23 protein-coding genes are annotated in these 22614 nt (G+C 64.1%); 17 read left to right on the top strand and 6 right to left on the bottom strand.

Annotation, left to right across the window (positions count from 1 at the left end):
- The first annotated feature begins 62 nt into the window (after positions 1–62).
- Both RIF85_RS05970 and RIF85_RS05965 read left to right on the top strand, forming a co-directional pair.
- Positions 63–1112, top strand: coding sequence for a hypothetical protein (locus RIF85_RS05970; protein WP_309070999.1), 1050 nt, complete (start codon positions 63–65; stop codon positions 1110–1112).
- A 37-nt stretch (positions 1113–1149) separates the two neighbouring features.
- A complete protein-coding gene (locus tag RIF85_RS05965; protein WP_309070998.1) occupies positions 1150–2043 on the top strand; it encodes a LysR family transcriptional regulator in 894 nt (297 codons plus the stop codon).
- A 72-nt stretch (positions 2044–2115) separates the two neighbouring features.
- On the opposite strand, the gene RIF85_RS05960 is transcribed toward RIF85_RS05965, so the two are convergent.
- Together RIF85_RS05960 and RIF85_RS05955 are read right to left on the bottom strand one after the other, a co-directional pair.
- A complete protein-coding gene (locus tag RIF85_RS05960; protein WP_309070997.1) occupies positions 2116–3432 on the bottom strand; it encodes an MFS transporter in 1317 nt (438 codons plus the stop codon).
- A gap of 8 nt (positions 3433–3440) precedes the next feature.
- Positions 3441–4508 (bottom strand): MBL fold metallo-hydrolase, encoded by a 1068-nt coding sequence (locus tag RIF85_RS05955; protein ID WP_309070996.1) that lies wholly within the window; start codon positions 4506–4508, stop codon positions 3441–3443.
- A 168-nt stretch (positions 4509–4676) separates the two neighbouring features.
- Here RIF85_RS05955 and RIF85_RS05950 point away from each other — a divergent pair, with 168 nt between their 5' ends.
- On the top strand, positions 4677–5318 hold the full coding sequence (locus RIF85_RS05950) for a hypothetical protein (protein WP_309070995.1): 642 nt from the start codon (positions 4677–4679) through the stop codon (positions 5316–5318).
- Here the strand turns inward: RIF85_RS05950 and RIF85_RS05945 are convergent.
- Positions 5266–5907, bottom strand: a complete 642-nt coding sequence (locus RIF85_RS05945; RefSeq protein ID WP_309071007.1) for a maleylpyruvate isomerase family mycothiol-dependent enzyme — start codon at positions 5905–5907, stop codon at positions 5266–5268. The two genes, RIF85_RS05950 and RIF85_RS05945, sit on opposite strands and share 53 nt — an antisense overlap.
- A 212-nt stretch (positions 5908–6119) precedes the next feature.
- On the opposite strand from RIF85_RS05945, the gene RIF85_RS05940 reads away from it, so the two are divergent.
- Complete coding sequence (locus tag RIF85_RS05940) at positions 6120–8513, top strand: Tex family protein (protein WP_309070994.1); 2394 nt, start codon at positions 6120–6122, stop codon at positions 8511–8513.
- A gap of 88 nt (positions 8514–8601) precedes the next feature.
- Here the strand turns inward: RIF85_RS05940 and RIF85_RS05935 are convergent, their stop codons facing one another.
- Positions 8602–9282, bottom strand: a complete 681-nt coding sequence (locus RIF85_RS05935) for a transglycosylase family protein (RefSeq protein WP_309070993.1) — start codon at positions 9280–9282, stop codon at positions 8602–8604.
- 323 nt (positions 9283–9605) lie between these two features.
- Between RIF85_RS05935 and RIF85_RS05930 the strand changes: the two genes are divergently transcribed.
- Positions 9606–10073: a thioesterase family protein gene (locus RIF85_RS05930; RefSeq protein WP_309070992.1), complete on the top strand. Its 468-nt coding sequence runs from the start codon at positions 9606–9608 to the stop codon at positions 10071–10073.
- Positions 10074–10146: 73 nt separating this feature from the next.
- Here RIF85_RS05930 and fdhA read toward each other — a convergent pair whose 3' ends face one another.
- Positions 10147–11364 (bottom strand): formaldehyde dehydrogenase, glutathione-independent, encoded by a 1218-nt coding sequence (gene fdhA / locus RIF85_RS05925; protein WP_309070991.1) that lies wholly within the window; start codon positions 11362–11364, stop codon positions 10147–10149.
- 202 nt (positions 11365–11566) lie between these two features.
- Positions 11567–12025: a DUF4383 domain-containing protein gene (locus RIF85_RS05920; protein ID WP_309070990.1), complete on the bottom strand. Its 459-nt coding sequence runs from the start codon at positions 12023–12025 to the stop codon at positions 11567–11569.
- A gap of 150 nt (positions 12026–12175) precedes the next feature.
- Between RIF85_RS05920 and RIF85_RS05915 the strand changes: the two genes are divergently transcribed.
- The 12 genes from RIF85_RS05915 to RIF85_RS05860 all read left to right on the top strand — a co-directional run bounded on the left by RIF85_RS05915 (position 12176) and on the right by RIF85_RS05860 (position 22493).
- On the top strand, positions 12176–12934 hold the full coding sequence (locus RIF85_RS05915) for an SDR family oxidoreductase (RefSeq protein WP_309070989.1): 759 nt from the start codon (positions 12176–12178) through the stop codon (positions 12932–12934).
- Between the two features lie 6 nt (positions 12935–12940).
- The gene (locus RIF85_RS05910; RefSeq protein WP_309070988.1) at positions 12941–13234 is read left to right on the top strand and encodes a DUF503 domain-containing protein; all 294 of its coding nucleotides are present in this window, start codon (positions 12941–12943) and stop codon (positions 13232–13234) included.
- A 63-nt stretch (positions 13235–13297) separates the two neighbouring features.
- Complete coding sequence (locus tag RIF85_RS05905) at positions 13298–13555, top strand: DUF1508 domain-containing protein (RefSeq protein WP_309070987.1); 258 nt, start codon at positions 13298–13300, stop codon at positions 13553–13555.
- 66 nt (positions 13556–13621) lie between these two features.
- Positions 13622–14326, top strand: coding sequence for a GntR family transcriptional regulator (locus RIF85_RS05900; protein WP_309070986.1), 705 nt, complete (start codon positions 13622–13624; stop codon positions 14324–14326).
- A gap of 170 nt (positions 14327–14496) precedes the next feature.
- Positions 14497–15471: a tripartite tricarboxylate transporter substrate binding protein gene (locus RIF85_RS05895; protein ID WP_309070985.1), complete on the top strand. Its 975-nt coding sequence runs from the start codon at positions 14497–14499 to the stop codon at positions 15469–15471.
- Entirely contained in the window at positions 15471–16022 is a 552-nt protein-coding gene (locus RIF85_RS05890) for a tripartite tricarboxylate transporter TctB family protein (protein ID WP_309070984.1), read from the top strand. The genes RIF85_RS05895 and RIF85_RS05890 overlap by 1 nt, the downstream gene beginning before the upstream one ends.
- Positions 16023–16032: 10 nt before the next feature.
- On the top strand, positions 16033–17538 hold the full coding sequence (locus RIF85_RS05885) for a tripartite tricarboxylate transporter permease (protein WP_309070983.1): 1506 nt from the start codon (positions 16033–16035) through the stop codon (positions 17536–17538).
- Positions 17531–18526, top strand: coding sequence for a sugar phosphate isomerase/epimerase family protein (locus RIF85_RS05880; protein ID WP_309070982.1), 996 nt, complete (start codon positions 17531–17533; stop codon positions 18524–18526). Before RIF85_RS05885 ends, RIF85_RS05880 begins: the two co-directional genes overlap by 8 nt.
- On the top strand, positions 18523–20256 hold the full coding sequence (locus RIF85_RS05875) for a dihydroxyacetone kinase family protein (RefSeq protein ID WP_309070981.1): 1734 nt from the start codon (positions 18523–18525) through the stop codon (positions 20254–20256). The genes RIF85_RS05880 and RIF85_RS05875 overlap by 4 nt, the downstream gene beginning before the upstream one ends.
- The gene (locus tag RIF85_RS05870) at positions 20253–20714 is read left to right on the top strand and encodes a ribose-5-phosphate isomerase (protein ID WP_309070980.1); all 462 of its coding nucleotides are present in this window, start codon (positions 20253–20255) and stop codon (positions 20712–20714) included. Before RIF85_RS05875 ends, RIF85_RS05870 begins: the two co-directional genes overlap by 4 nt.
- A 5-nt stretch (positions 20715–20719) precedes the next feature.
- Positions 20720–21730 carry a 4-hydroxythreonine-4-phosphate dehydrogenase PdxA gene (locus RIF85_RS05865; protein WP_309070979.1) on the top strand — a complete coding sequence of 337 codons (1011 nt, stop codon included), beginning with the start codon at positions 20720–20722 and terminating at the stop codon, positions 21728–21730.
- Between the two features lie 4 nt (positions 21731–21734).
- Positions 21735–22493, top strand: coding sequence for a triose-phosphate isomerase family protein (locus RIF85_RS05860; RefSeq protein ID WP_309070978.1), 759 nt, complete (start codon positions 21735–21737; stop codon positions 22491–22493).
- Positions 22494–22614: the final 121 nt, after the last annotated feature.

Here is a 22614-nt window from a genome sequence, read left to right as displayed (position 1 = left end):
GCTGACGATATGCTGACAGTCTGCTGCCCGATGCTCCCCCCGGGTCGGGGTAGCGTGAAGGTATGGCACTGCACCAGAGCGCACGACGACGCCCTCCCATCCACACACGCACGCTGCGTACCGGCGCTGTCTGGGCTATCTCGGTCGGAATGCTGGCCGGCTGCAGTTCCTCCCCAACCGGCGGCGGGACGGTATCCGCTGAGCCTTCCGAATCGTCCGCGGCTGCGGCTCCGTCGTCCACCGCGTCAACGACTCCGTCAACCTCACCCAGCCCTTCGCCGAGTCCTTCACCCACCGCTGAGCCCACACCCGAGCAGCAGGAGCTGCCCCGCGGCGGTGTCGAGCTGTTCCCGGACTACCGGCTCGTGGGATTCAGCGGCCACCCCTTCTCACCGGGGCTGGGCCGGCTGGGAATCGGCGCGATCGACGAGCGGGCCGCCGAGATCGAGGCCCTCGGCACGGAACTGGCGGGCGGCAGGAAGGTCTTGCCGGTGCTGGAACTGATTGCCGTCGTCGTGCAGGCAGACCCGGGCGCCGACGGTGCCTACCGAACGCGGACTTCCGACGAGATCATCGGCGAGTACCTTGAGGCCGCGCGCAGGCATGACGGGCTGCTGCTGCTGAATGTGCAGCCCGGGCGGGCAAGCATGGCCGACGAGGTCCGTGCGCTCGAGAAGTGGTTGGCGGAACCCGACGTCGGCGTTGCCATCGATCCCGAGTGGGACATCACCGCGGAGCAGCTTCCCGGCCAGGCCTACGGTCACACCTCGGGGGAGGAGATCAACGAGATCGCAGCGTACGTCGACACCCTGGTGAAAGAGAAGAACCTCCCGCAAAAGCCGCTGGTGTTCCATCAGGTGGCTCCCGGCGTCGTCTCGAATGTAGGTGCCATCCAGGAATACGAGGGCGTCGAGGTCATCCGGAGTGTTGACGGTATCGGTTCGGCCAGCATGAAGATCGAAACCTACAATCTCCTGATGGAGGACCTGCCGCCGACCGTGCACGCCGGCTTCAAGCTCTTTTTCGAGGAAGACGTAGTGCTCGGGCCCCTCATGACGCCGCCCGAGGTACTCGCGCTGACGCCGCAGCCGGAGTACGTCCTGTACGAGTAAAACCGCTTTAGTGAACCCAATCTCCTAAGCTTGGGTTATGTTGCGCTACACGTTGCGGCAGCTTCAACACTTCGTCGCCGTCGCCGACAGCGGCTCGATCAGCAGGGCAGCCGAACTGAACCACGTCTCGCAGGCCGGTATGTCGCTGGCCGTGACCGAGCTGGAGAAAGCGCTGGGCACGCGATTGCTCGTGCGGCACAAGGCCAAGGGAGTCACGCTCACGAGCGCGGGCCGCCGGTTTCTGATTGATGCGCGCGCCCTGCTGAGTCACGCCGAGGAACTGGAAGCCTCCGTCACCGAATCGGCCGGCACGCTGGCCGGACCCCTCGCCGTCGGCTGCTACACCAACCTCTCTGCGTTCTGGGTGCCGCTGATCACCGCAGGATTCGCTGCACCCAATCCCAAGCTCAGGCTGACCATCGTCGAGGGATCCCCCGCCGAGCTGCAGGATCAACTGGGGGAGGGCCGTCTGGATGCAGTGCTTACCCATACCCTGCACGTTCGCCCAGGGCTGCGCACTCGCGTGATCAAGGAAGGCAGGCCGTACATTCTGCTCGCTGCCGATCACCCGCTCGCGGGCCGGCAGGCGATCTCACTGCCGGAGCTGGCCGACGAGGACATGGTGCTGCTGGACATCCCGTCGGTCCGTGACAACCAGCTGCCCAACCTGCGCAATTCGGGGCTGGAACCTAAGATTGCCTGGAGGTCGACGAGCTTCGAAGCGGTTAGGGGCATGGTGGCCCGCGGTCTCGGATACACGGTACTTGTCCAACGACCGGCCCAGGACGTGAGCTACGACGGGCTGCCACTGGTCTGCGTGCCGATCGACGGCAGTATCCGCCACAGCGACATCTGTTTCGCCTTCCCTGACTCGCCCCAGGTCAGTAGACGGCTGGATGCGCTGATGGACTACTGCGCGGACAACGCCTAGCGAAGTACCCGGCGCACGAAGTACGACGACGGCGCTCAGGGAGTGCCGTCGTCGTACTTCGCGCGAGGGGGACTACTTCATTTCGCCGGAGAGATCGGCGTCCTTGCCTTCCTTCGTCATGAGGATGCACACGGCTGCAACAACGAAGGAGAGAACCCAGACCAGGCCCACCAGCCACAGCTCACCGCCGGCGACGAGAACCAGTCCCGAGGCGATCATCGGGGTGAAGCCTGCGCCCAGCGTCGAAGCGCTCTGGTAGGTGAGGGACGCTCCGGTGTAGCGCATGCGGGTCGGGAAGAGCTCCGCGACGAAGGCTCCGAACGGTCCGAAGATGGTGCCCTGGATGATGCCGTTGGCAAGGAACAGTCCGATCGCGAACCCCCACAGGGTATCGGTCTGCAGCAGCCACAGGATGGGATAGGCCAGCACGGCGCCCGCCACCATTCCCACGAGCATGACCGGCCGCCTGCCGAACCGGTCGCTGGCCTTCGCCGCGAACCAGATGGCAATGATGGTGAGTGTTGCTCCGATCGCCTTGATGTTCAGCACATGGGTGGTGTCTACGCCGGCATCGATGATGTAGGAGACTGCCCAGACGGTCATGAGACCCTGCACAGTGTAGGAGCTCATTCCCGCGAGCGTACCCAGGACCAGGTTGCGGGGGTAGGTGCGGAAGACCTCCACGAACGGAAGTTTCTTCTTCTCCGCTTTCTTTTCCAGTTCGAGGAACAGCGGCGTCTCTGCGACCTTCAGGCGGATGGTCAGGCCAACCCCGATCAGGACAACGCTCAGCAGGAACGGGACCCGCCAGCCCCAGGACATGAACGCGTCCTCGGGCAACAGGGAGAACGCGGAAATGGTCAGCGTGGCGAGCACTGCGCCGGCCGGGCCACCCATATTTGCGAAGCTCGCCGCAAAGCCACGGCGTTTGGCCGGCGAATGCTCCAGTGCAACCAGCATGGCGCCACCCCATTCGCCGCCGACAGCTATGCCCTGCAGGATTCGCAGGGCCACCAGCAGGATGGGGGCGGCCATACCGATCTGCGCCGTCGTGGGGAGCAGCCCGATCATGGTGGTCCCGACACCCATCAGGGTCATCGAGATGATGAGGACGGTCTTTCGGCCCACCCGGTCCCCGAAGTGACCGAAGATGAGCCCACCCAGCGGCCGTGCCACATACCCGACAGCCAAGGTGCCGAAGGAGGCGAACAAGCCGACGGCGGGGTCAAGGTTGGAGAAGAACACCTGGTTGAAGACAATCGACGCCGCCATCGCGTACAGGATGAAGTCGTAAAACTCTATAGCGCTGCCGATGAAGCTGGACGCCAGGATCCGGCGCATGTGTTTCGTATTGAGGCTGTCTTCGTTGACAGCCTGCGTTTGTGTCATGGTGCTGGTCATCGTACTGCTCCCGCTTCTTCGAGGGTATGGGCTGTTGGGGAGTTGCCAAAGGGAATGGAGTCAAGGTCGTCGGGGATGAGGAAGGTTCCGTTGAACTGTGCGCCGGCGCGTTCCCAGACGGACCGGGGTGTTGTGCCGGGCACCAGGTGATGCAGCGCGAGCGTCCGTGCGCCGGCCCGGTTGGCGAGGTCGACGGCGTCTTCCGGGCTCGTGTGCGACTTGCGGTGGTGGTCGATGGATGCCTGGCCCACTTCGCTGCCGCTGCTCGCGTAAGTACGGTGAACCCAGTCGAAATCGATTGCCTCGTGCAGAAGCAGGTCGGTGCCGCGGGCAAGCCGGACGAGGTTTTCACAGGGAGCTGTGTCGCCGGAAATGGTAACGGAGCCGGCGGCGGTGTCGAACCGAAAAGCAAAGGCTGGGGCCACCGGGGGATGCTGCACAAGAGTGGCAGTCACGGTGACCAGCTCATCTTCATACACGGTGAACGGCAACATGCCGGCGGGAGTCGGATTCGAGTTGGGGTGGTACGCGGGGTCCGGAATCGAGATGTCCTCCGGGATGAAGTAGTCGAACGGAGACGGGCGCAGGGCGTCGAGGATCCGGTCATTGAGGTCCGTGGCGTGGGCCCGCATCAGGTTCGTGAACATCTCGGTGATTCCCGGCGTCGGGCTCAGAGGGAAGACCGGGGTAGGGGGCACCGCTGCCCGCGGCGACACCGGGGGCAAGGCTCCCCGGTCGCCTGGGCCGACAATCCGCACGGGACGCTGTCCGTCCTGGAAGGTGAAGAGGCCGAAGATGGCAAGCGAGCCGAGATCGATGGTGTGGTCCGAGTGCATGTGCGTGACGAAGACTCCGCGCAGAGAATTGATGGGTAGCCCGGCCAGCATGAGCTGCCTGCCGACACCGTGGCCGGCGTCCACCAGGTACGTGGAACCGCCGACGACCACGGCGGTCGCAATGCCCGCGCGTTGGCCGGCGTTTTCTCCTGTCCACCAGCGTGGACCGCCGGCCGTTCCGAGGGTGACTACCCGCGGTGCCAGGTCTTCGTGAGGGGAAAGGGCCATGATGCGTAACTCCTTTGAGGGTCTTTCCATCAATGATCCGGGTCACACTTTCGTTGGTAAAACGGTTTTAAGCGGGTTGTAAAACTGGTTCTGCTTAGGTTTAGGACCCATCCGGGCGGGCTGTGTCGCCGAACACAGGTAAACGCATCTACAGGAAATGGTTGGAACATGGCGGTTCGATCGGCAGCACTCGCAGCAGGAGCACTCCTCGCTGCGCTCCTGACCAGCGGCTGCATGCCTGTCGAGGAGAACCCGCTTGACGTCAACTCGCCGCGCTCGCAGGACTCAGTGAGCGCCGTGCAGCAGCCTGTCGCGGCGGAGGTCGGCGATGACCCACTGAACCTTGCGGAGAACGGCGCGACCCTCTGCTACACCCAGCCCGACATCGGCTTTCAGGAGTTCACCGTCCTTGTGCACAACGAGGCGCTGCAAACCTTCACCCTCGACGACGTCTCCCTGCAGGACCCTGAAAACCTCGCCCTTGTCAGCGCAGAGGTGTCTACGGCCAACAGGGACGGTCACCATAAAGCCCACGACGACGACGGCGGCGGAGGTCACGGTACACACAGCGCCGAGCCGGCGCCCGCCACCGTAGCGCCCGCACCTGCCGGTCCCGTTGAACCGGTGCCGGCCGAGGGTTACAACATCACCACGCATGAGTACGTGAACCTTGTGGTTGCCGTCTCGATCGCTGACGGTGCTGATGCGGGCTCGGCACAGGGCATAACGGTCGATTACTCGACCGGCGGACAGACATTCACGGGCACCCATCCGCTGATCGTGGAGCTGGACCGTGAGGGCTGCGTCTAGTCCTAGAGACCGCATTCAACCGCTCGGTCAGGAGTACGACGCCCGCGCCCTGCAGCTCCCGCAGGCCCTCCGGCCGTCCGGAGGCCGCCAGGAGAAGTGAAAGGGCCGGCCCCCGCACGCTCTCGCCCGAACCGATTGTGAATCCCTCATCCGTTGCAGAGATTTCAAGCCCCGCCAAGCGTTTCCTGCCTCCGTCAAGTCGATTTCCGGCGACATAGTGCAGGGCATCCTCCAGCTTTGGCAGTCCCGGTCTGGTGATGCCCAAGGGTTGCCGGATGTCTTCTCCGTGCACGACTATCTCGATGAGGCGGGTGATGAAAGGACCCGGAGGCGTGTTCGTGCTGGTGATTGTTGCCCGGAAACGGGCGAGGGTTTCTACGGGTGAGGTAGCTCGCTCGGTAGCCACTTCGCGCGCGTTTGCCCTGTCGAAACTGAAGCCGGACCGGATCAACGAGATCCAGAAGCTGCGCCGCGTGGTCTTCGCAGACCCTGTCAGGTGAGCAACGACGTCGTGAATGTCCCAGCCCTCACACAGGGAAGCGGTAGCCCACTGTTGTTCGGACAGTAGAGCCAAATCCTCAGCGAGCATGCGGCGTTCACGGTGGACTGTGTCCCAGTTGCTTGTCATCCCTCATCCTCCACGCTGTGTGTGCTGCTTCCGTCGCTTGTCCCGCCTTCATAGAGCAGACGCAGCTCACGCTGGGAAATCATCGGCGGTTTGCTATGCCGGCCCCGAACGGCTCCAGCCGCATTCCCTCGTTGTCGGCGGTCGATGCCACAATGGCAGGCGTGAGTGCACCAATGAGTACCCCTACAACCATCTTCGAACAACTCGCTGCCGAGCTCGGCGTTCAGCAGTGGCAGGTCAAGGCCGCCGTCGAACTGCTCGACGGCGGATCGACAGTCCCGTTCATCGCCCGCTACCGCAAGGAAGTCACCGGGACGCTCGACGACGCCCAGCTGCGCGAGCTTGAGGAACGGTTGCGCTACCTGCGTGAGTTGGAGGACCGACGCGCGGCCGTGCTCGAATCGATCGAAGCCCAGGGCAAGCTCACCGATGAACTCCGCGCCGCCGTCGTCAGCGCCACCACCAAAGCTCGGCTGGAGGACATCTATCTGCCGTTCAAGACCAAGCGGCGCACCAAAGCGCAGATCGCACGCGAAGCGGGGCTGGAACCGCTCGCCGACGCGCTGCTGGCCGATCCCTCCCTCGACCCGATAGCCGAGGCAGGCCGCTACCTGAATGAGGCCGTGCCCACCGCCGACGACGCCCTCGCGGGAGCCCGCGCACTGCTCGTCGAACGTGCCGGGCAGGACGCAGATCTGCTGGCCGACCTGCGGGAGCGCCTCTGGAAGCAGGGACGGCTGACCTCACGGGTTGTTCCGGGCAAGGAGGCCGAGGGCCAGAAGTTCGCCGACTACTTCGACTTCACGCAGGCGCCGTCCGCGATGCCGTCGCACCGCGTGTTGGCGCTCCTGCGCGGTGAGAAGGAGGGTGTTCTGCAGCTCACGCTTACCGAGGCGGACACCACGGATGCAGAGGCGGCACTGCGTGCCCGTCGTCGTTTCGAGAACTCCGTGGCGGCCTTCCTCGGTGTCGCCGACCAGGGTCGGCCGGCTGACGCCTGGCTGATGGCCACTGTTCAACAGGCGTGGCGCCGCCTTCTCGCGAAATTGTCGATCGACCTGCGCGTCAGGCTCTTCGTGGAGGCCGAGACCGAGGCAGTACGCGTTTTTGCCGCCAACCTCCGGGACGTGCTGCTCGCGGCGCCCGCGGGCAGCCGCACCACGATCGGGCTCGATCCAGGCTTGCGGACCGGCGTCAAGGTGGCCGTCGTCGACGGAACCGGCAAGGTTCTGGAGACCGCAACGATCTACCCGCATGCACCGGCGAAAAAGTGGGACGACGCACTTGCCACGTTGTCGCGCATGGTGACCGGGCACGACGTCGAACTCATCGCAATCGGCAACGGCACCGCCTCGCGGGAGACGGACAAGCTTGCGTCGGAACTGATCTCGCTCCTGCCGGGGCGAACCCTGCACAAGCTCGTGGTGTCCGAAGCCGGGGCATCCGTGTACTCGGCGTCAGCGCTGGCTTCAGCGGAGCTGCCGGGCCTCGACGTGTCCCTGCGCGGGGCGGTGTCCATTGCCCGGCGGCTGCAGGATCCCCTGGCCGAACTGGTGAAGATCGACCCGAAGTCCATCGGTGTCGGCCAGTACCAGCACGACGTCAGCCCTGCAAAGCTGGAGCGCTCACTCGATGCCGTCATCGAGGACTGCGTGAATGCGGTCGGCGTGGACGTCAATACGGCGTCACCGTCGTTGCTCACCCGGGTGGCCGGCGTCGGAACCCTGCTCAGCGAGAATATTGTTGCCCACCGGGACGCCAATGGACCTTTCGCCCGCCGGGCCGACCTCCTGAAGGTGCCGAGGCTCGGCGCGAAGGCTTTCGAGCAGTGCGCCGGCTTCCTTCGCATCCCTAACGGCGATGAGCCGCTGGATGCCTCCAGCGTGCACCCGGAAGCGTATCCCGTGGCACGGCGCATGGTGCACGACGCCGGCGGCTCACTCCGGTCGCTGAACCTCGCCCAGTACGTCGATGACACCGTTGGCCTGCCCACCCTGCAGGACATTCTTTCTGAACTGGAGAAGCCGGGCAGGGATCCGCGGCCGGCGTTCGTCACGGCGTCCTTCGCTGACGTCGAGAAGATCTCGGACTTGCGTCCGGGCATGATCATCGACGGCGTGGTGACCAACGTGGCAGCCTTCGGCGCCTTTGTCGACGTCGGGGTGCACCAGGACGGGTTGGTACACGTATCGGCCATGGCCGACCGCTTCGTCAGCGATCCCCACGAGGTCGTGAAGTCCGGCCAGGTCGTGAAGGTGAAAGTGTTGGAAGCGGATCCTGACCGGAAGCGGATCTCGCTCAGCCTGAAACTGAACGACGACGCCACGCCTCGTGGACCCAAGCCCGCGCGGGAGGCGCGAACCGGGGGAGGGGAGGACCGCCGGCGTCGTTCGTCCGGCGGTCAAGGCGGAAGCCCCACGCCGGGAGGAAGTTCCAAGCCGGGTGCCCAGAGGCCGGGTGCCCAAAAGCAGGGTGCCCAGAAGCAGGGCGGAAAGGCTGCTCCGGCTCCTGCGAACAGCGCAATGGCGGAGGCACTGCGTGCTGCAGGACTGGTCCCGCCGCGCTAGACCGGTCACAAGTCCCCCAAGGGGACCCACAGACGCAAAAGAACCCCGCAACAACGTGTTGCGGGGTTCTTGAGCGTTAGCTGTTGCCTTAGGCAGGCAGCTGCAGAACGTCGCCGGTGAAGATGAGGTCGGCGTGGATGAGGGTGTCAGCGTTGGCCTGGTACAGGGCCTGCCAGCCGCCCTCGATGCCGAGTTTCTCAGCAATGGTGCTGAGGGTGTCGCCGGACTGGATGGTGTAGGTGTCGCCCGAGAGCGCAACAGCAGGAGCAGCGGGAGCCGCAGGGGCCTCCACAACGGGCGCCTCAACGACGGGTGCCTCAACAACGGGTGCCTGGACCTCAACCGGAGCCTGCACCTCAACCTGCTGGGACTGGACCTGCACCGGGGCCGGTGCGGGAGCAGCCGGGATCGGAGTAGGGTTGGCGCCGGCGGTCAGGCCGAGCTTGGCCGAGCATGCGGGCCATGCGCCCCAACCCTGGCCGGCAAGAACGCGCTCAGCAACGGCGATCTGCTCTGCACGGCTGGCATCCTGCGGGGCTCCCTGTCCACCGAAGCCGGCCCAGGTCTGCGGGGTAAACTGCAGGCCGCCGGAGAAGCCGTTACCGGTGTTGATGCCCCAGTTTCCGCCGCTTTCGCACTGTGCGAGGGCGTCCCAGGTGCTGGCCGGAGCAGCGTTGGCTGCACCAGCGGAGGCACCGAGACCGACACCAACAAGGGCTGCCGCTGCAAGGCCGCGGCGCGCGTTAAGGCTGAGTTTCTGATTCTTCATGGGATTCGATGCTCCAAAAGGCCACCTGCACTCGTTCCGTCCCCGGACATCTTTGCGCCGTTGCTCACCCTTGACTGATCAGTGGTCTTGTCTGTGGTGTCTGCCGGACGAGCAACGTGCGGTGGAGGGGCAGCACCAGGGCATTATGTGGCAGCGGTAGAAACACCGTCTGCTTTGTGATTTCCCGAAAGGGGGTTCCCTCCCACCGTAGAGGGTTTTCGAATCGTTGCCAAATCGAGATGTTTCGGTGCTTGACGAAGGACGCCCGTGCGCTTCTCGTTTTCGAGTGGCTGAAGCCCTGTCGACCACTGTAGAACATAGGGATGGACGCGCACCAGACGATCACCTGTGAGATCCCGATGAGATGGGGAGACATGGACGCCTATGGGCACATCAACAACGTCGAGGTGGTGCGGTTGCTTGAGGAGGCGCGCATTCATGCGTTCGGGCCGCCCGGAGGAACAGGAGCGCCGGGGGAAACCCCGCCCGTTGACCTGTTCTCCTCGGTGGCCACCGGGGTGCAAGCGCTTGTTGTGGAGCACCGCATCAGATACACGGCGACGCTCGACTACCGGAACGTGCCGCTGAAGGTTCAGGTGTGGATCGCCGGTATCAAAGCCGCCAGCCTGGACATTGCCTACCGCCTTCTTGACCCCGTTACGGACCGGGTCTGCGTGAAAGCCCACACCACGCTGGCCTTTGTTGACGGCGATTCAGGATCGCTGCTGCGGCTCTCTCCTGAGCAGAAGCAGCGGCTGGCCCCGTTCGAGGGCAAGGGCCTCTTCGGATAGACCCATGAGTCGGCAGGACACACCCCCTTGGGGGATGAGGGGCGTGTCCTGCCAACTCGACGGGGCGGCAACCTCAGGCGGCGATGTAGCCGTTCGGGTTCAGCACGTACTTGGTGGCAGCGCCCTTGTCGAACTCCTCATAGCCCTGCGGCGCCTGATCCAGCGGAATCGGCTTGGCGTTCACAGCCTTTGCGATATGCGCCTTGTCATGCAGGATCGCCATCATCAGCTGACGGTTGTACCGCATGACCGGGCACTGTCCGGTGGTGAAGGACAGGGACTTGGCCCATCCGGTACCCAGGGAGATCGAGAGCGATCCGACCTTCGCCGCCTCGTCGATGCCGCCCGGGTCGCCGGTGACGTACAGTCCCGGAATGCCCAATGCGCCACCAGCAGCGGTGATGCCCATCAACGAGTTGAGTACCGTCGCGGGAGCCTCGTGCGAGGCGTCCTTGCCGTGACCGCGTGCCTCGAATCCGACCGCGTCTACGCCGCAGTCCACTTCCGGTACTCCGAGAATCTGCTCGATCTGGTCCTTGGGGTCACCTTTGGAGACGTCCACCGTCTCGCAGCCAAAGGTGCGTGCCTGCGCCAACCGCTCCTCATTGAGATCACCTACGATGACGACGGCAGCACCCAGCAGATGCGCGGACAGCGCCGCGGCCAGCCCAACCGGCCCAGCACCGGCAATGTAGACGGTTGAGCCGGTGGTGACTCCGGCCGTGTACACGCCGTGGTAGCCGGTCGGGAAGATGTCGGAGAGCATGGTCAGGTCCAGGATCTTCTCCAGCGCCTGATCCCGATCCGGGAACTTCAGCAGATTCCAGTCGGCATAGGGGACGAGCACGTACTCGGCCTGGCCACCCACCCAGCCGCCCATGTCCACATAGCCATAGGCGCTGCCGGGCCGGTCGGGGTTGACGTTGAGGCAGATGCCGGTCTTGCGCTCCTTGCAGTTCCGGCAGCGGCCGCACGAGATGTTGAACGGAACCGAGCAGATGTCGCCCTTCTTGATGAACTCGACATCGCTTCCGACCTCGACCACCTCGCCGGTTATTTCGTGTCCGAGGACAAGGTCCGACGGCGCTGTGGTGCGTCCGCGGACCATGTGCTGGTCCGACCCGCAGATGTTGGTGGCCACAGTCTTGAGGATGACTCCGTGATTGACTTTCCGGCCGACATTGGCTGGATTGACTCCCGGTCCGTCTTGCAGCTCGAACGTCGGGTAGTCGGTATCGATGACTTCAACCTTGCCGGGGCCCTTATAGGCCACAGCCCTGTTTCCTGACATGGTGCTCCCTCTCAGATTGGTGGACGTTCGTCGTCGAACGTCCCTTCACAAGGCCGTGACCGACCCGAGCGTCAGCAGTGTGGCCTCGCGGTCAGTCTAGGGCGGGCAGGCCGGCGATGATACCGGTTTGATAAATATTCCACTCGTACAAAATTATGCCCCGCCGGTCTCCCGGTGGGGCATGATTCATGGAGCTGAATTGCTAGATGGCCCGGCTTCCGCGGTGCCGCATCGAATAAGCTGCACCCAGACCGACGGCGATGATGCCGAGGATTAGATTCAGCCAGTTCGTTGAGGCATTCGTGGACAGGACGTTGGCTGCAGAATCACCGACAATCAGTCCGTACAGCCACATGATGAGCAGGACGACGCCGCTCCCGATCAGGAAGTTGCGAGCCGATAGCACTCCGCGGCTCATCCAGACTCCGGCGGCTCCCATGGCCAGGTACACCAGATTGAGCAGGACGGACACCTGGAACGCGCCCAGGAGCATCGCCTCGGAACCGGATGCGAAAGCCATGGAATCGTATTGTGCGGTGATTCCCGGGATGAGCCCGAGGATCCCCATCAGCAGGAAAACTACTCCCATCCCCATCGAGGCGCTGCGAACGTGGTCGCGCGTCACATGGAAATCATGTGCGTGGTGTGATGCGGTAGTCATCTCCCCTCCTAGTGTGTGAATATGACTCTTCGCTGTGCCGCGAGACGTCAGGAGAGGCGCACCGCATGCACCGCCGTTGGAGGAGCGCAAACCGCGCTCAACCAGCACTCTCATTTTACTGCTCGAATACCCACCTGATAAGGGAAAACGATGGCTGACAGGGTGATGATCACGGGTGCGACGGCCGGACTCGGGGCCGAGTTCGCGGAGCAGTTCGCGGCGCGGGGTGCGGGGGTGGTCCTGGTGGCGAGGAATTCCTCCCGGCTGGAGGAGAAAGCAGCAGCGCTGCGCTCACGCTTCGGTGTTCCGGTTGAGGTGCTGGTGGCTGACCTGCACGACGACGACGGCCTGCGCCGCGTTCTCGACAGACTGCGGGACGATGCGGAGCCAGTTTCCACCCTGGTGAACAATGCCGGCTATGGGCTGGCCAAATCCTTCGAGGAAAACCGGCTTGAGGACGAATTGAATCATGCCGCCATCCACCTCACCGTTCCGCTGGCTCTCAGCCACGCCGCCCTTCAGGGCATGCTGGCACGCGGATCCGGACGGATTATCAACGTGGCGAGCGTCGCCGGGTTCACGCCGAGGGGCACCTACAGTGCGCTGAAGGCAGCCATGATCAACTTCAGCAGGTGGGCGAACTTCGCGTACCGCAAGCGGGGCATTACGGTAATGGCACTGTGTCCAGGATTTGTTCATACGGAGTTTCACGACCGGATGGGGATGGACAAGGCGTCCGTACCGCCGTGGATGTGGCTGCAGGCGAAGGACGTTGTCCGGGAAGCGCTGAAGGACCTTGCGGCAGGGAAGGCGGTGTCCATCCCCAGCAAGCGCTACAAGGTGCTGGCGTTCGTGGCGAGGAATGCGCCGTCGTCGTTGGTGGCGGCCCTTGCCTCCCGCGGCAGGTGACCTGACGTGTGGGTAGGGACTGTCGAGTTCGATCTCCTGTTGGGGGACGTGCACTCCCTGAAAGGGAAGCGCTCACTGGTCCGGCCGCTGGTGGCGGAGGTGCGGCGGCGCTTCGATGTGTCGGTCGCAGAGGTGGATTCGCAGGACCTGCATCGCCGCGCGACGGTGGGAGTGGGGCTGGTTTCCGGCGACCGCAGGCACGTGGTCGACGTGCTCGATGCCGTGGAGCGGTTTGTCGCAGGCAGACCGGAGCTTGAACTGTTGAGTGCCCGTCGCCGAATTGTGACCGGCGATGACTAACCAGATCGCAAGCGGGCTTACTACCATGGGAATGTTGAGGCGTACTTACAGGGAGGTAAGAGCGTGTCTGGATTCTTCAAGCTGGTTGACGCCCATGATCATGGGTACCGGCTCAAGCTAATGGCCGAGGACGGCACCCTTGTCGCGGTCTCTGCTTACTTTCCGACGAAGCAGGCGGCTATCGAGGGCATCGACGTTATTCGCGAAATCGCCGGAACCGGTCCCGTGATGGACCATACCCGCAAGGATGAGTCGCGCAAGCAGCAGGCCCGCAAGGAGCACCCTGTCCATCCCGTTGCGAAAGGCCGGCTGTCTGCCTGACTTCACGGGAGGCGTTGAATCCTACATCATGTAGGATTTTGCCCCGGCTCGGGTAGACTCGGAGGTATGAAGGCCCAAAGTAGCGTCTCGTCCCACTCACCGTTGTCCCGCAGGGCACTCCGTGACGGGGTCTATGACATCTTGCTCGAGATGCTGTTGGCCGGTGAATTCGAACCCGGTGCTCCACTCGGCATCGACTCCCTTTCCCGCCGTCTCGAAGTTTCTCCCACCCCTATCCGGGAAGCTCTCGTTCAGCTCGAACACACGGGGTTGGTCAGTCGCGCCGCACTCAAGGGCTATCGCGTAGCGCCCCCACTCAGTGTCCAGCAGATGAGGGAGCTGTTCGATGCCCGACTCGTCGTCGAGGTGGCGGCGGCGACACGGGCGGCGTCTGCCCATCATGAACTGGTGGCTGAGCTCCGTGAGGCGCATGATCAGCACCAGAGCGCGGCGGAGGGGTTTCGCAACGCTGACAGCCAATCCCGGCTGGGGGAGTACCGCCGCTATTTTGAGGCGGACTGGAATTTTCACGAGACCATCCTGCGCCACTGCGGTAACCGCTTCCTTCAGCAGATGGCCCAGATGGCAAGTACCCATACGCACAGGTTGAGGCAGTCCGCCCGTCACGGGTCGGATGACATGAGTCTGGCTATTGCCGAGCACGCGGAGATCCTCCAGGCCTTCGAACGCGGGGATGGATCGGCTGCTTCCGAAGCGATGGACCGGCACATTCGGGGCGCCCAGAAGCGGGCGCTCGCCGAGGAGAACTAGGCACACTCGCCGCCGCCGCGTCATCAATTTCACCTTCCATTGCATGTAGCTGTTCCATATGTCACACTCTTCGTAGATCCAATAGGATTTTTTATCTACGATTCGATCGGGTCCATCCCGAAACGACTCGCAAGCCGTCCGAGGCGCACATTTATCAAAGGAGATAACGGATGTTCAACAGGAAGCTCCAGCTCACAGGCCTTCTCGCCACGGGAGCCCTTGCCCTGTCGGCCTGCGGTTCAGCAAGCCAGGCGGGCGAAGCAGCCGATGGCAGCTTCGAACCCACGGGCGACGTGACCATGACAGTGCCTTTCGGTGCAGGCGGCGGAAGCGACCTCTCCGGTCGCGCCATCGCCAGTGGCCTTGAAGAAATCACCGGCGTGAACATCAACACCGTCAACCGCGAAGGTGGATCCGGCGCTGTGGGCTACTCGCAGTTCCTGGCTGAACAGGGTAACGGTAACCACCTGCTGGCCACAGAAACCGCGATGCTCGCGCTGCCCATCACGCAGGACGTCGAATTCACGTACGAGAGCTTCACACCCATCATGAAGCTCGGCGACGACTACACCGTCGTCACTGTGGCCCCGGACTCACCGTTCGAAAGCTGCTCCGATGTTGTGGAAGCAGCAAAAGACGGCCGCGTGATCGCCGCCGTCTCCGGAGCTACCAGCCTCGACGAGATCGTCTTCACGCTCATCGAGCAGGAGACCGGCGTCGAGTTCGACCGCGTCCCCTTTGAATCAGGCAGTGAAGTGGTGACCGGCCTCCTGGGCGGTCAGGTCGACGTCATCTCCGTCAACCCGGGCGAGGTCCTGGGACAGCTCGAGGCCGGCAGCCTGAAGCCCCTCTGCGCTGTTGCCGAGGAACGCTACGAGTATGAGGCACTCGCCGACATTCCGACCGCTGCAGAGCAGGGCATCGACGTTGCCTTCGCGCAGTTCCGCGGCCTCATTGCACCCGGCGGAATTTCCGAGGAGGCCAAGCAGTACTGGATCGATGCTGCCAAGGAATTCGAGAAGTCCGAGGCCTACACGACCTACATCGAGGAGAACCTCATGCAGGCCAATGCCTCCTACGGCGACGACTTCGTCACCTACCTCGAAGGCAACAACGCCGACCTGACGGCAGTGCTGGGCGAGTAATGACTTCCACCATCACCGGCGCCAACCTCCGCAAGGCGGTGGCGAGCCTGATCATTGCGTTCATCGGCGTCGCCGCCGTCATCGGTGGCTTCGGCTACGGCTTCATCGAGGACGGGCGGATCGCCGCGGGCTTCCTGCCCGTCCTCGTTGGAGGTGCCATGGCCCTCTTCGCACTGCTCGACGTCGTTGGCTCCCTTCGGAACTCGGAGAAGGAATCGACGCTGCTCGAGACCGTCCACATCGAAGCCGCCGAAACTCTTGAACCGGTTGCGGAACCGGAGAGCGATCTCGATATCTACGGGCGCTCCGGCAAGCAGCGCGACCGCATGCTGCTCATGGTTATCGGGATCATCCTGGCCACCGTGCTGCTGGTACCGGTTCTCGGATTCGTGGTCGCCTTCGCCCTCATGCTCGTTGTCATCGCAGTAGTCGTCGAACGGCGCCGGCTCCTGCCATCCATCCTTGTGAGCGCCATAGCCCTGGCTGCTGCGTACGGAATCTTCGTCTTGTTCCTGCGCGTGCCGCTGCCTACCGGCATCCTCGGAATCTAGGAGGAACGCTATGTGGGAAAACCTCATGCTGGGCTTTTCAACAGCCCTCACAGTCGAAAACCTCCTCTGGTGCTTCGTCGGCGTTCTCGTCGGCACCGTGATCGGGCTCATGCCCGGGCTCGGATCCACCACGGGTGTTGCCATCCTCATTCCGCTTACCCTCGGAATGGAGCCGGTAACGGCGCTGATCATGCTGGCCGGCATCTACTACGGTGCGCAGTATGGCGGAACCATCACGTCTGTCCTGATCTCCACACCGGGTGAAGCCGCGAGCGTTGTCACAACGCTGGACGGCTATCAGATGGCGAGGAACGGACGAGCCGGCGCAGCCCTCGCTATCGCCGCAATCGGTTCCTTCATTGCAGCGATCATCTCGCTGGCGCTGCTGATGGCCCTCGCTCCGCCATTCGCACAGTTCGCGCTCAACTTCGGTCCGGTCGAGAACCTGGCCATCATGATCCTCGGTTTGATCACCGTGGTGAGCTTCGCCGGTGGATCCATGCGCAAGGGCCTCATGATGGCCGCCGCTGGATTGCTGATCTCCACCGTCGGTGTGGCTTCGGGCTTCAGCGACGCCCGCTTCACGTTCGGGAACGTCAACCTGCTGGGCGGAATCCCCTTCGTTGAAGTGATGATCGGTCTCTTCGCACTGGGCGAAGTACTGCACCAGATCCGTGTCGGAGCCGCAGCGCCTATCAAGGCGCGGTTCAAGGACATGGTCATCAGCCGCAAAGAACTGACAAAGTCAGGACCCTCGATCATCCGCGGCAGCTTCATCGGCTTCCTGCTCGGCTGCCTGCCGGGTGCCGGATCGACCCTGGCCTCCTTCATGTCCTACGGCATCGAGAAGCGTCTCTCCAAGAACAAGGAGAACTTCGGCAAGGGAGCCATCGAAGGCGTCGCTTCCCCGGAAAGCGCCAACAATGCGGCAGCCAACGCCAACTTCGTGCCCACGCTCGCCCTGGGCATCCCCGGCGGCGGTACCACCGCCGTCCTGCTTGGTGCGTTCACGATCTACGGACTCCAGCCCGGCCCGCTGCTCTTCGAACAGCAGCCCACGCTCGTGTGGGGCCTGTTGGTCTCGTTCTTCATCGGCAACGTCATGCTGCTGGTCCTGAACCTGCCGTTGGCTCCGGTGTTCGCACAGATGCTGCGGATCCCCTACGCCTACCTGTACCCGATCATCGTCCTGACCAGCCTCATTGGCGCCTACTCGGTGAGCAACAACATGTTCAGCGTGTGGCTCGTGGTGATCTTCGGCATTATCGGCTTCTTCATGAAGGAACTGGACCTTCCCATCGCTCCACTGGTGCTGGGCCTCGTGCTCGGCCCGCTGTTCGAGAAGTCACTCGTCCAGACCTCGGCCCTCGGCCAGGGTAACTTCGGCATCCTCTTCCAGAGCCCGATCGCCGTCTCCATCCTCATCTTTGCGCTGCTGCTCGCGGTCGGCCCCACCATCATCGGCGGCATCCGGCGCTCCCAGCGCAACAAGAGCAAAGGGCTCACCCATGTATGAAAATAACGGGTACACGCGATCGGACTGGCCGATCGCCGCTGCCCTGCTGCAGTTTCCCGGAACCCTCCCTGACGGAACCTCCGTCCAGGACGCGTCGGCAGACGTCTGGCTGGACACCCTTCGGCAGGTGCGCGAGGTCGGATTCGACTGCGTGGACCTCACCGACAGCTGGCTCAAGCCGGGAAACCTCAGCGCCCGTCGTCTGACCGAGTTCCGCGACACGCTCACCGAAGCGGACCTCAGTGCCCCCGCGCTGTCCATCGTTCGCACGAGCGTCATCGATCCGCAGTCCGGCGAAGCAAACCTTGAGTATGTGCATAGGAGCATCGAGTCCGCCGTCGCACTGGGAACCGGAACCCTGTCACTGGGACTGCACCAGCCCCTGACGCAGGAGCAGCGTGAGCGCCTCTGGTTCTGGACCGCGAAGGGCGCCGCCGACCCACTGGAAGACCGTGAGGTCTGGAACCTCGCCGTCGAACGTTTCCGGGAGATCGGCCGGCACGCTGCCGAATACGGGATGGTTGTCTCGCTCGAGCTGTACGAGGACACGTTCCTCGGAACCGCGGACAGCGCCGTCCAGCTCATCGAGGACATCGGGCTGGACAACGTTGGTCTCAACCCGGACATCGGGAACCTCGTCAGGCTGCACCGTCCCATCGAGGACTGGCAGGAGATGCTCCGCAAGACCCTCCCGTACACCAACTACTGGCAGGTCAAGAACTATTTCCGGGACGAGAATCCGGAGACCGGCCTCGTCACTTCGGCCCCGGCGCCGCTCGAATACGGATTCATCAACTACCGCACCGCAATCCGCGAGGCGCTGGCCCTCGGCTTCAACGGCGTCTTCTGCTGTGAGCACTACGGCGGCGACGGACTCGGCGTGAGCGCCACCAACCGGCGCTACCTGCAGAGCCTGCTCCCGGAGGTTCGCACACCAGCCACCGCCCCGGACCGATCCAAGCGCACTATCCAGGAGGTCGCATCATGACCGCGTTACGTTCAGACGCAGCAACCTTCGCCGAGGACATGCTCACCGGCTTCGTTGCGGCGAACCGCCAGTACGTCCGGCGTGTTGACGGCGGAGTTGTCCGCGCCACGGCCATGAAGGATGGACAGGTATCGCTCGTCGTGGGCGGCGGATCCGGCCACTATCCCGCATTCGCCGGCTTGGTAGGTCCCGGCCTGGCCAGCGGCTCAGTGTGCGGAAACATCTTTGCCTCTCCCTCGGCGTCGCAGATCCGCCGGGTATCCCGCGCCACTCACCGCGGCGGCGGCGTCCTCCTGAGTTACGGCAACTATGCGGGCGACGTGCTGCACTTCGGCCTCGCCCAGGAGCAGCTTCGGTCCGAGGGGATCGATGTGCGCACCGTCGTCGTGACCGATGACATCGCGAGCGCACCGCAGGATGAGATGACGAAGCGGCGCGGTATTGCCGGTGATCTCACGGTCTTCAAGGTCGCCGGAGCGGCCGCTGAGGCAGGACTCACCCTGGATGAGGTCGAGGAACTTGCACAGCGGACCAACGCCCGAACCCGTTCGCTGGGCGTTGCGTTCGCGGGCTGCACTTTGCCAGGTGCGGATGAGCCGCTCTTCACCGTGGCTGAAGGAACCATGTCCATTGGGCTGGGCATCCACGGCGAACCCGGCATTTCCGAGGCGGAACTGCCGACGGCGGATGAACTCGCCGAGCTGCTGGTCACCCGTCTGCTGGCGGACAAGCCGCACGACGCCGGCACCCGCCTGAGCATCATCCTGAACGGTCTGGGGACGGTCAAGTACGAGGAGCTGTTCGTTCTCTTCGGGAAAGTCTCCAGCTTGCTGGAGCGCGAAGGGCTCACCATCGTCGAACCGGAGTGTGGAGAGCTCGTCACGAGCCTGGACATGTCCGGCCTCTCGCTGACCTTCTTCTGGCTCGACGACGAACTGGAACGCTGGTGGGCCGCTCCGGCCAATACGCCCGCCTACCGCAAGGGTGCCATCAGCGCGGAACTGGACACCAACGACGTCGCGAATCTCGACGAGGAGGAGCTCTTCTCCGACGAGGGGCAGTGGCAGCACGAGGCGGCGCCGGCTGCCGCGCGCCTGCTCGGGCTGGTCAGCACCATGCTCACCGAAGCCGAGCACGACCTCGGGCGGTTGGACGCCATCGCCGGTGACGGAGACCATGGCATCGGCATGGCACGCGGGGCTGAGGGAGCGGCGGCTGCCGCAGCGGTCTCGCAGGATGCCGGGCACGGCGTGGGCAGGCTGCTCCGCGAAGCCGGTGCCGCCTGGGCCGAGAAAGCAGGCGGCACGTCCGGAGCCCTCTGGGGTGCGGCCATCACGGCAGTCGGACGGGTGCTGCAGGACGAGGAATCCCTCACTCCGCAGGCAGTCGCTGCCGCGGTTGATGCCGCGCTCGAGGCGATGGTTTCGCTCGGGAAGGCTCAACTGGGCGACAAGACCATGCTCGACGCGCTCATTCCCTTCGCCGAAACCCTGCGGAACGCGGTCGACGCCGGCACCGACCTTGGCCAGGCCTGGGATACCGCGGCTTCCCGCGCCGAAGCAGCGGCAGCGGAGACAGCCAATCTCCGCCCCCGAATGGGCAGGGCACGGCCTCTTGCTGAAAAGAGCCTCGGGCATCCGGATGCGGGGGCCGTGTCCCTCGCGATGGTGGTGGCCACGGTCGGGGCAGCACATAAGGATTCTGCAAGGAAGGAAGACGTACTCTCATGAGCGAGAAACTACGGATCGTCGTCGGATGCGACAGCGCCGGACTCGAATACAAGGACGCCCTCAAGGCGGATCTCCAGGCAGACGAGCGGGTCGGTGAGGTGATCGACGTCGGTATCACCGGAAGTGAAAATACCGATTACCCGCACATTGCCGTCGACGCCGCACGCAAGATCCAGTCGGGCGACGCTGACCGCGCCCTGTTGATCTGCGGCACCGGACTGGGCGTCGCTATTGCCGCCAACAAGGTCAAGGGCGTACGTGCCGGCACTGCGCACGACAGCTTCTCCGTCGAGCGCCTGGTGCTGAGTAACAACGCGCAGATCCTCACCATGGGCCAACGGGTCATCGGGCTCGAGCTTGCCCGCAGGCTCGCCCGCGAATGGGTTGGCTATACGTTTGATCCCCAGTCCGCGTCAGCCGGCAAGGTCGACGCCATCTGCTCCTACGAGAAAGACTGATCCCCATGACTGCAGAAGTTCAGAACCGCCCCCGTATTGCCCTGACCCTCGGTGATCCGGCCGGCGTCGGCCCGGAACTGGCCGTCAAGCTGCTCGCAAAGCCCGAGACCACGCAGGTCGCTGAGGTCTACGTGCTGGCTGATCGTGCCGAGGTTGAAGCTGCAGCCGCAGCAGCCGGCGTCACCGTACCCCTTGCTGATGAGCCCGCTCCCGGGTTCGCCGTGCTGCTCGATGACAACTCGGCTCCCGCCGAGCCCATCACGGTCCGCGAGGTGTCCCAGGCGGCAGGGGAGCGCACCATGCATCAGCTGCGCCGCGCCGTCGCACTCGCCAACGAGGGCAAGGTGGAGGCCATCCTCTTCACGCCGCTGAACAAGACCAGCCTCAAGCTGGGCGGCATGAATGAAGAGGACGAACTGCGCTGGTTCGCCAAGGAGCTCAACTACACCGGCACCACCAGCGAACTCAATGTCCTTCCCGGGCTGTGGACCGCCCGGGTTACCTCGCATATCCCGATCAGCGAGGTAGCCGAGCGCATCACCCCGGAGAACGTCACTGCCGCCATCCGCCTGTTGCACGGCGTTCTGTCCGACTCCGGCCTCGAATCCCCACGGGTGGCAGTCTGCGCGCTGAACCCGCACGCCGGTGAGAACGGCAACTTCGGCCGGGAAGAGATTGACCAGATCGCTCCGGGTATCGCCGACGCGGTAGCGGAGGGAATCAACGCCCAGGGCCCGTTCCCGTCCGACACCGTGTTCCTTGCGGCCAAGCGGGGCGACTTCGACGGCGTCGTCACCATGTACCACGACCAGGGCCAGATCGCGATGAAGCTCATTGGCTTCGACCGCGGCGTCACCATCCAGGGCGGCCTGCCGATTGTGATTGCGACGCCGGCGCACGGCACCGCATTCGACATCGTGGGGAAGAACATCGCGAACCTCGGAGCGACTGAGCACGCGTTCGAGCTGGCAGCGGCGATCGGTTCGCGTTTACGGGCGTCGAAGACCCTTGTCTGAACCCTTGTCTGAGGATCTGTCGGCGCGGTCCGGACGGCCGGTCACTATCGGCATCAGTACCAAGATGTACCTCGGCTACGCCGCGTCCTGTGCCTGGCTTGGAGAGGTGGTGCGCATTGCCCAGGCGAGCCCCGCGGTACAGGACGGGCGGGTGGAACTGTTCGTGGCGCCGTCGTTCCCCGTGCTTGAAACTGCGCTCCGGCTGACGCGGGGTACTCCCGTGAAGGTCGGGGCGCAGAACGCCAGCGACCAGGACTCCGGCGCCCTGACCGGTGAGGTCAGCCCGGCTTTCCTCGCCGAGATGGGTGTGGAGCTCGTCGAGCTCGGACACGCAGAACGACGCCGGTACTTTGGTGAGGATGACGGCGTGACCGCCGCGAAGGTGGCAGCGGCGCAGCGGAACGGCATCACGCCGCTGTTGTGCGTCGGCGAGCTCGAGCGGACGTCCATGGAGGATGCCGCGCAGTTCTGCCTTGAGCAGGTTGCAACGGCGGGCGTCAGCGCCACCGGTCCGGTTCCCGTCCTCGCCTACGAACCGGTGTGGGCCATCGGTGCAGCCGAGCCGGCCGGTGCCGAACACGTGCGGGGAGTGGTGGCCCGGATGAAGGCGGAGCTGCCCGAAGGGATCACCGTCATCTACGGCGGAAGCGCCGGTCCGGGTCTGCTACCGCGACTCCAGCCCGAGGTGGACGGCCTCTTCCTGGGCCGCTTCGCCCATGATGCGCGAAACCTCGAGCTCATCCTCGCTGAGGCGGGACAGTAAGCCCACTTCCATTGACGGCCGAATATTAGTACAGTTGTTATGCTCCGGTTTCCCCCAAACCGGTGCGCAAGTGCCGGCACCCGCACGCATCCCCCATTCGTGCGGCTGTCGGCACCATACT

The organism is Arthrobacter sp. (assembly GCF_031179385.1).
Lineage (GTDB): Bacteria > Actinomycetota > Actinomycetes > Actinomycetales > Micrococcaceae > Arthrobacter_D.
The sequence above is the reverse complement of the archived record's forward strand: the minus strand, read 5'-3'. Positions and strand labels throughout refer to the sequence as shown.

Bases quoted from the DNA above. Each gene is read 5' to 3' on its own strand.
- RIF85_RS05935 (WP_309070993.1), bottom strand. From the start codon at position 9,282: ATGAAGAATCAGAAACTCAGCCTTAACGCGCGCCGCGGCCTTGCAGCG.
- RIF85_RS05950 (WP_309070995.1), top strand. From the start codon at position 4,677: ATGGCGGTTCGATCGGCAGCACTCGCAGCAGGAGCACTCCTCGCTGCG.
- RIF85_RS05870 (WP_309070980.1), top strand. From the start codon at position 20,253: ATGAGCGAGAAACTACGGATCGTCGTCGGATGCGACAGCGCCGGACTC.
- RIF85_RS05885 (WP_309070983.1), top strand. From the start codon at position 16,033: ATGTGGGAAAACCTCATGCTGGGCTTTTCAACAGCCCTCACAGTCGAA.
- RIF85_RS05955 (WP_309070996.1), bottom strand. From the start codon at position 4,508: ATGGCCCTTTCCCCTCACGAAGACCTGGCACCGCGGGTAGTCACCCTC.
- RIF85_RS05940 (WP_309070994.1), top strand. From the start codon at position 6,120: ATGAGTACCCCTACAACCATCTTCGAACAACTCGCTGCCGAGCTCGGC.
- RIF85_RS05945 (WP_309071007.1), bottom strand. From the start codon at position 5,907: ATGCTCGCTGAGGATTTGGCTCTACTGTCCGAACAACAGTGGGCTACC.
- RIF85_RS05930 (WP_309070992.1), top strand. From the start codon at position 9,606: ATGGACGCGCACCAGACGATCACCTGTGAGATCCCGATGAGATGGGGA.
- RIF85_RS05865 (WP_309070979.1), top strand. From the start codon at position 20,720: ATGACTGCAGAAGTTCAGAACCGCCCCCGTATTGCCCTGACCCTCGGT.
- RIF85_RS05875 (WP_309070981.1), top strand. From the start codon at position 18,523: ATGACCGCGTTACGTTCAGACGCAGCAACCTTCGCCGAGGACATGCTC.
- RIF85_RS05890 (WP_309070984.1), top strand. From the start codon at position 15,471: ATGACTTCCACCATCACCGGCGCCAACCTCCGCAAGGCGGTGGCGAGC.
- RIF85_RS05920 (WP_309070990.1), bottom strand. From the start codon at position 12,025: ATGACTACCGCATCACACCACGCACATGATTTCCATGTGACGCGCGAC.
- RIF85_RS05900 (WP_309070986.1), top strand. From the start codon at position 13,622: ATGAAGGCCCAAAGTAGCGTCTCGTCCCACTCACCGTTGTCCCGCAGG.
- RIF85_RS05960 (WP_309070997.1), bottom strand. From the start codon at position 3,432: ATGACACAAACGCAGGCTGTCAACGAAGACAGCCTCAATACGAAACAC.
- fdhA (WP_309070991.1), bottom strand. From the start codon at position 11,364: ATGTCAGGAAACAGGGCTGTGGCCTATAAGGGCCCCGGCAAGGTTGAA.
- RIF85_RS05880 (WP_309070982.1), top strand. From the start codon at position 17,531: ATGTATGAAAATAACGGGTACACGCGATCGGACTGGCCGATCGCCGCT.
- RIF85_RS05965 (WP_309070998.1), top strand. From the start codon at position 1,150: ATGTTGCGCTACACGTTGCGGCAGCTTCAACACTTCGTCGCCGTCGCC.
- RIF85_RS05915 (WP_309070989.1), top strand. From the start codon at position 12,176: ATGGCTGACAGGGTGATGATCACGGGTGCGACGGCCGGACTCGGGGCC.
- RIF85_RS05970 (WP_309070999.1), top strand. From the start codon at position 63: ATGGCACTGCACCAGAGCGCACGACGACGCCCTCCCATCCACACACGC.
- RIF85_RS05895 (WP_309070985.1), top strand. From the start codon at position 14,497: ATGTTCAACAGGAAGCTCCAGCTCACAGGCCTTCTCGCCACGGGAGCC.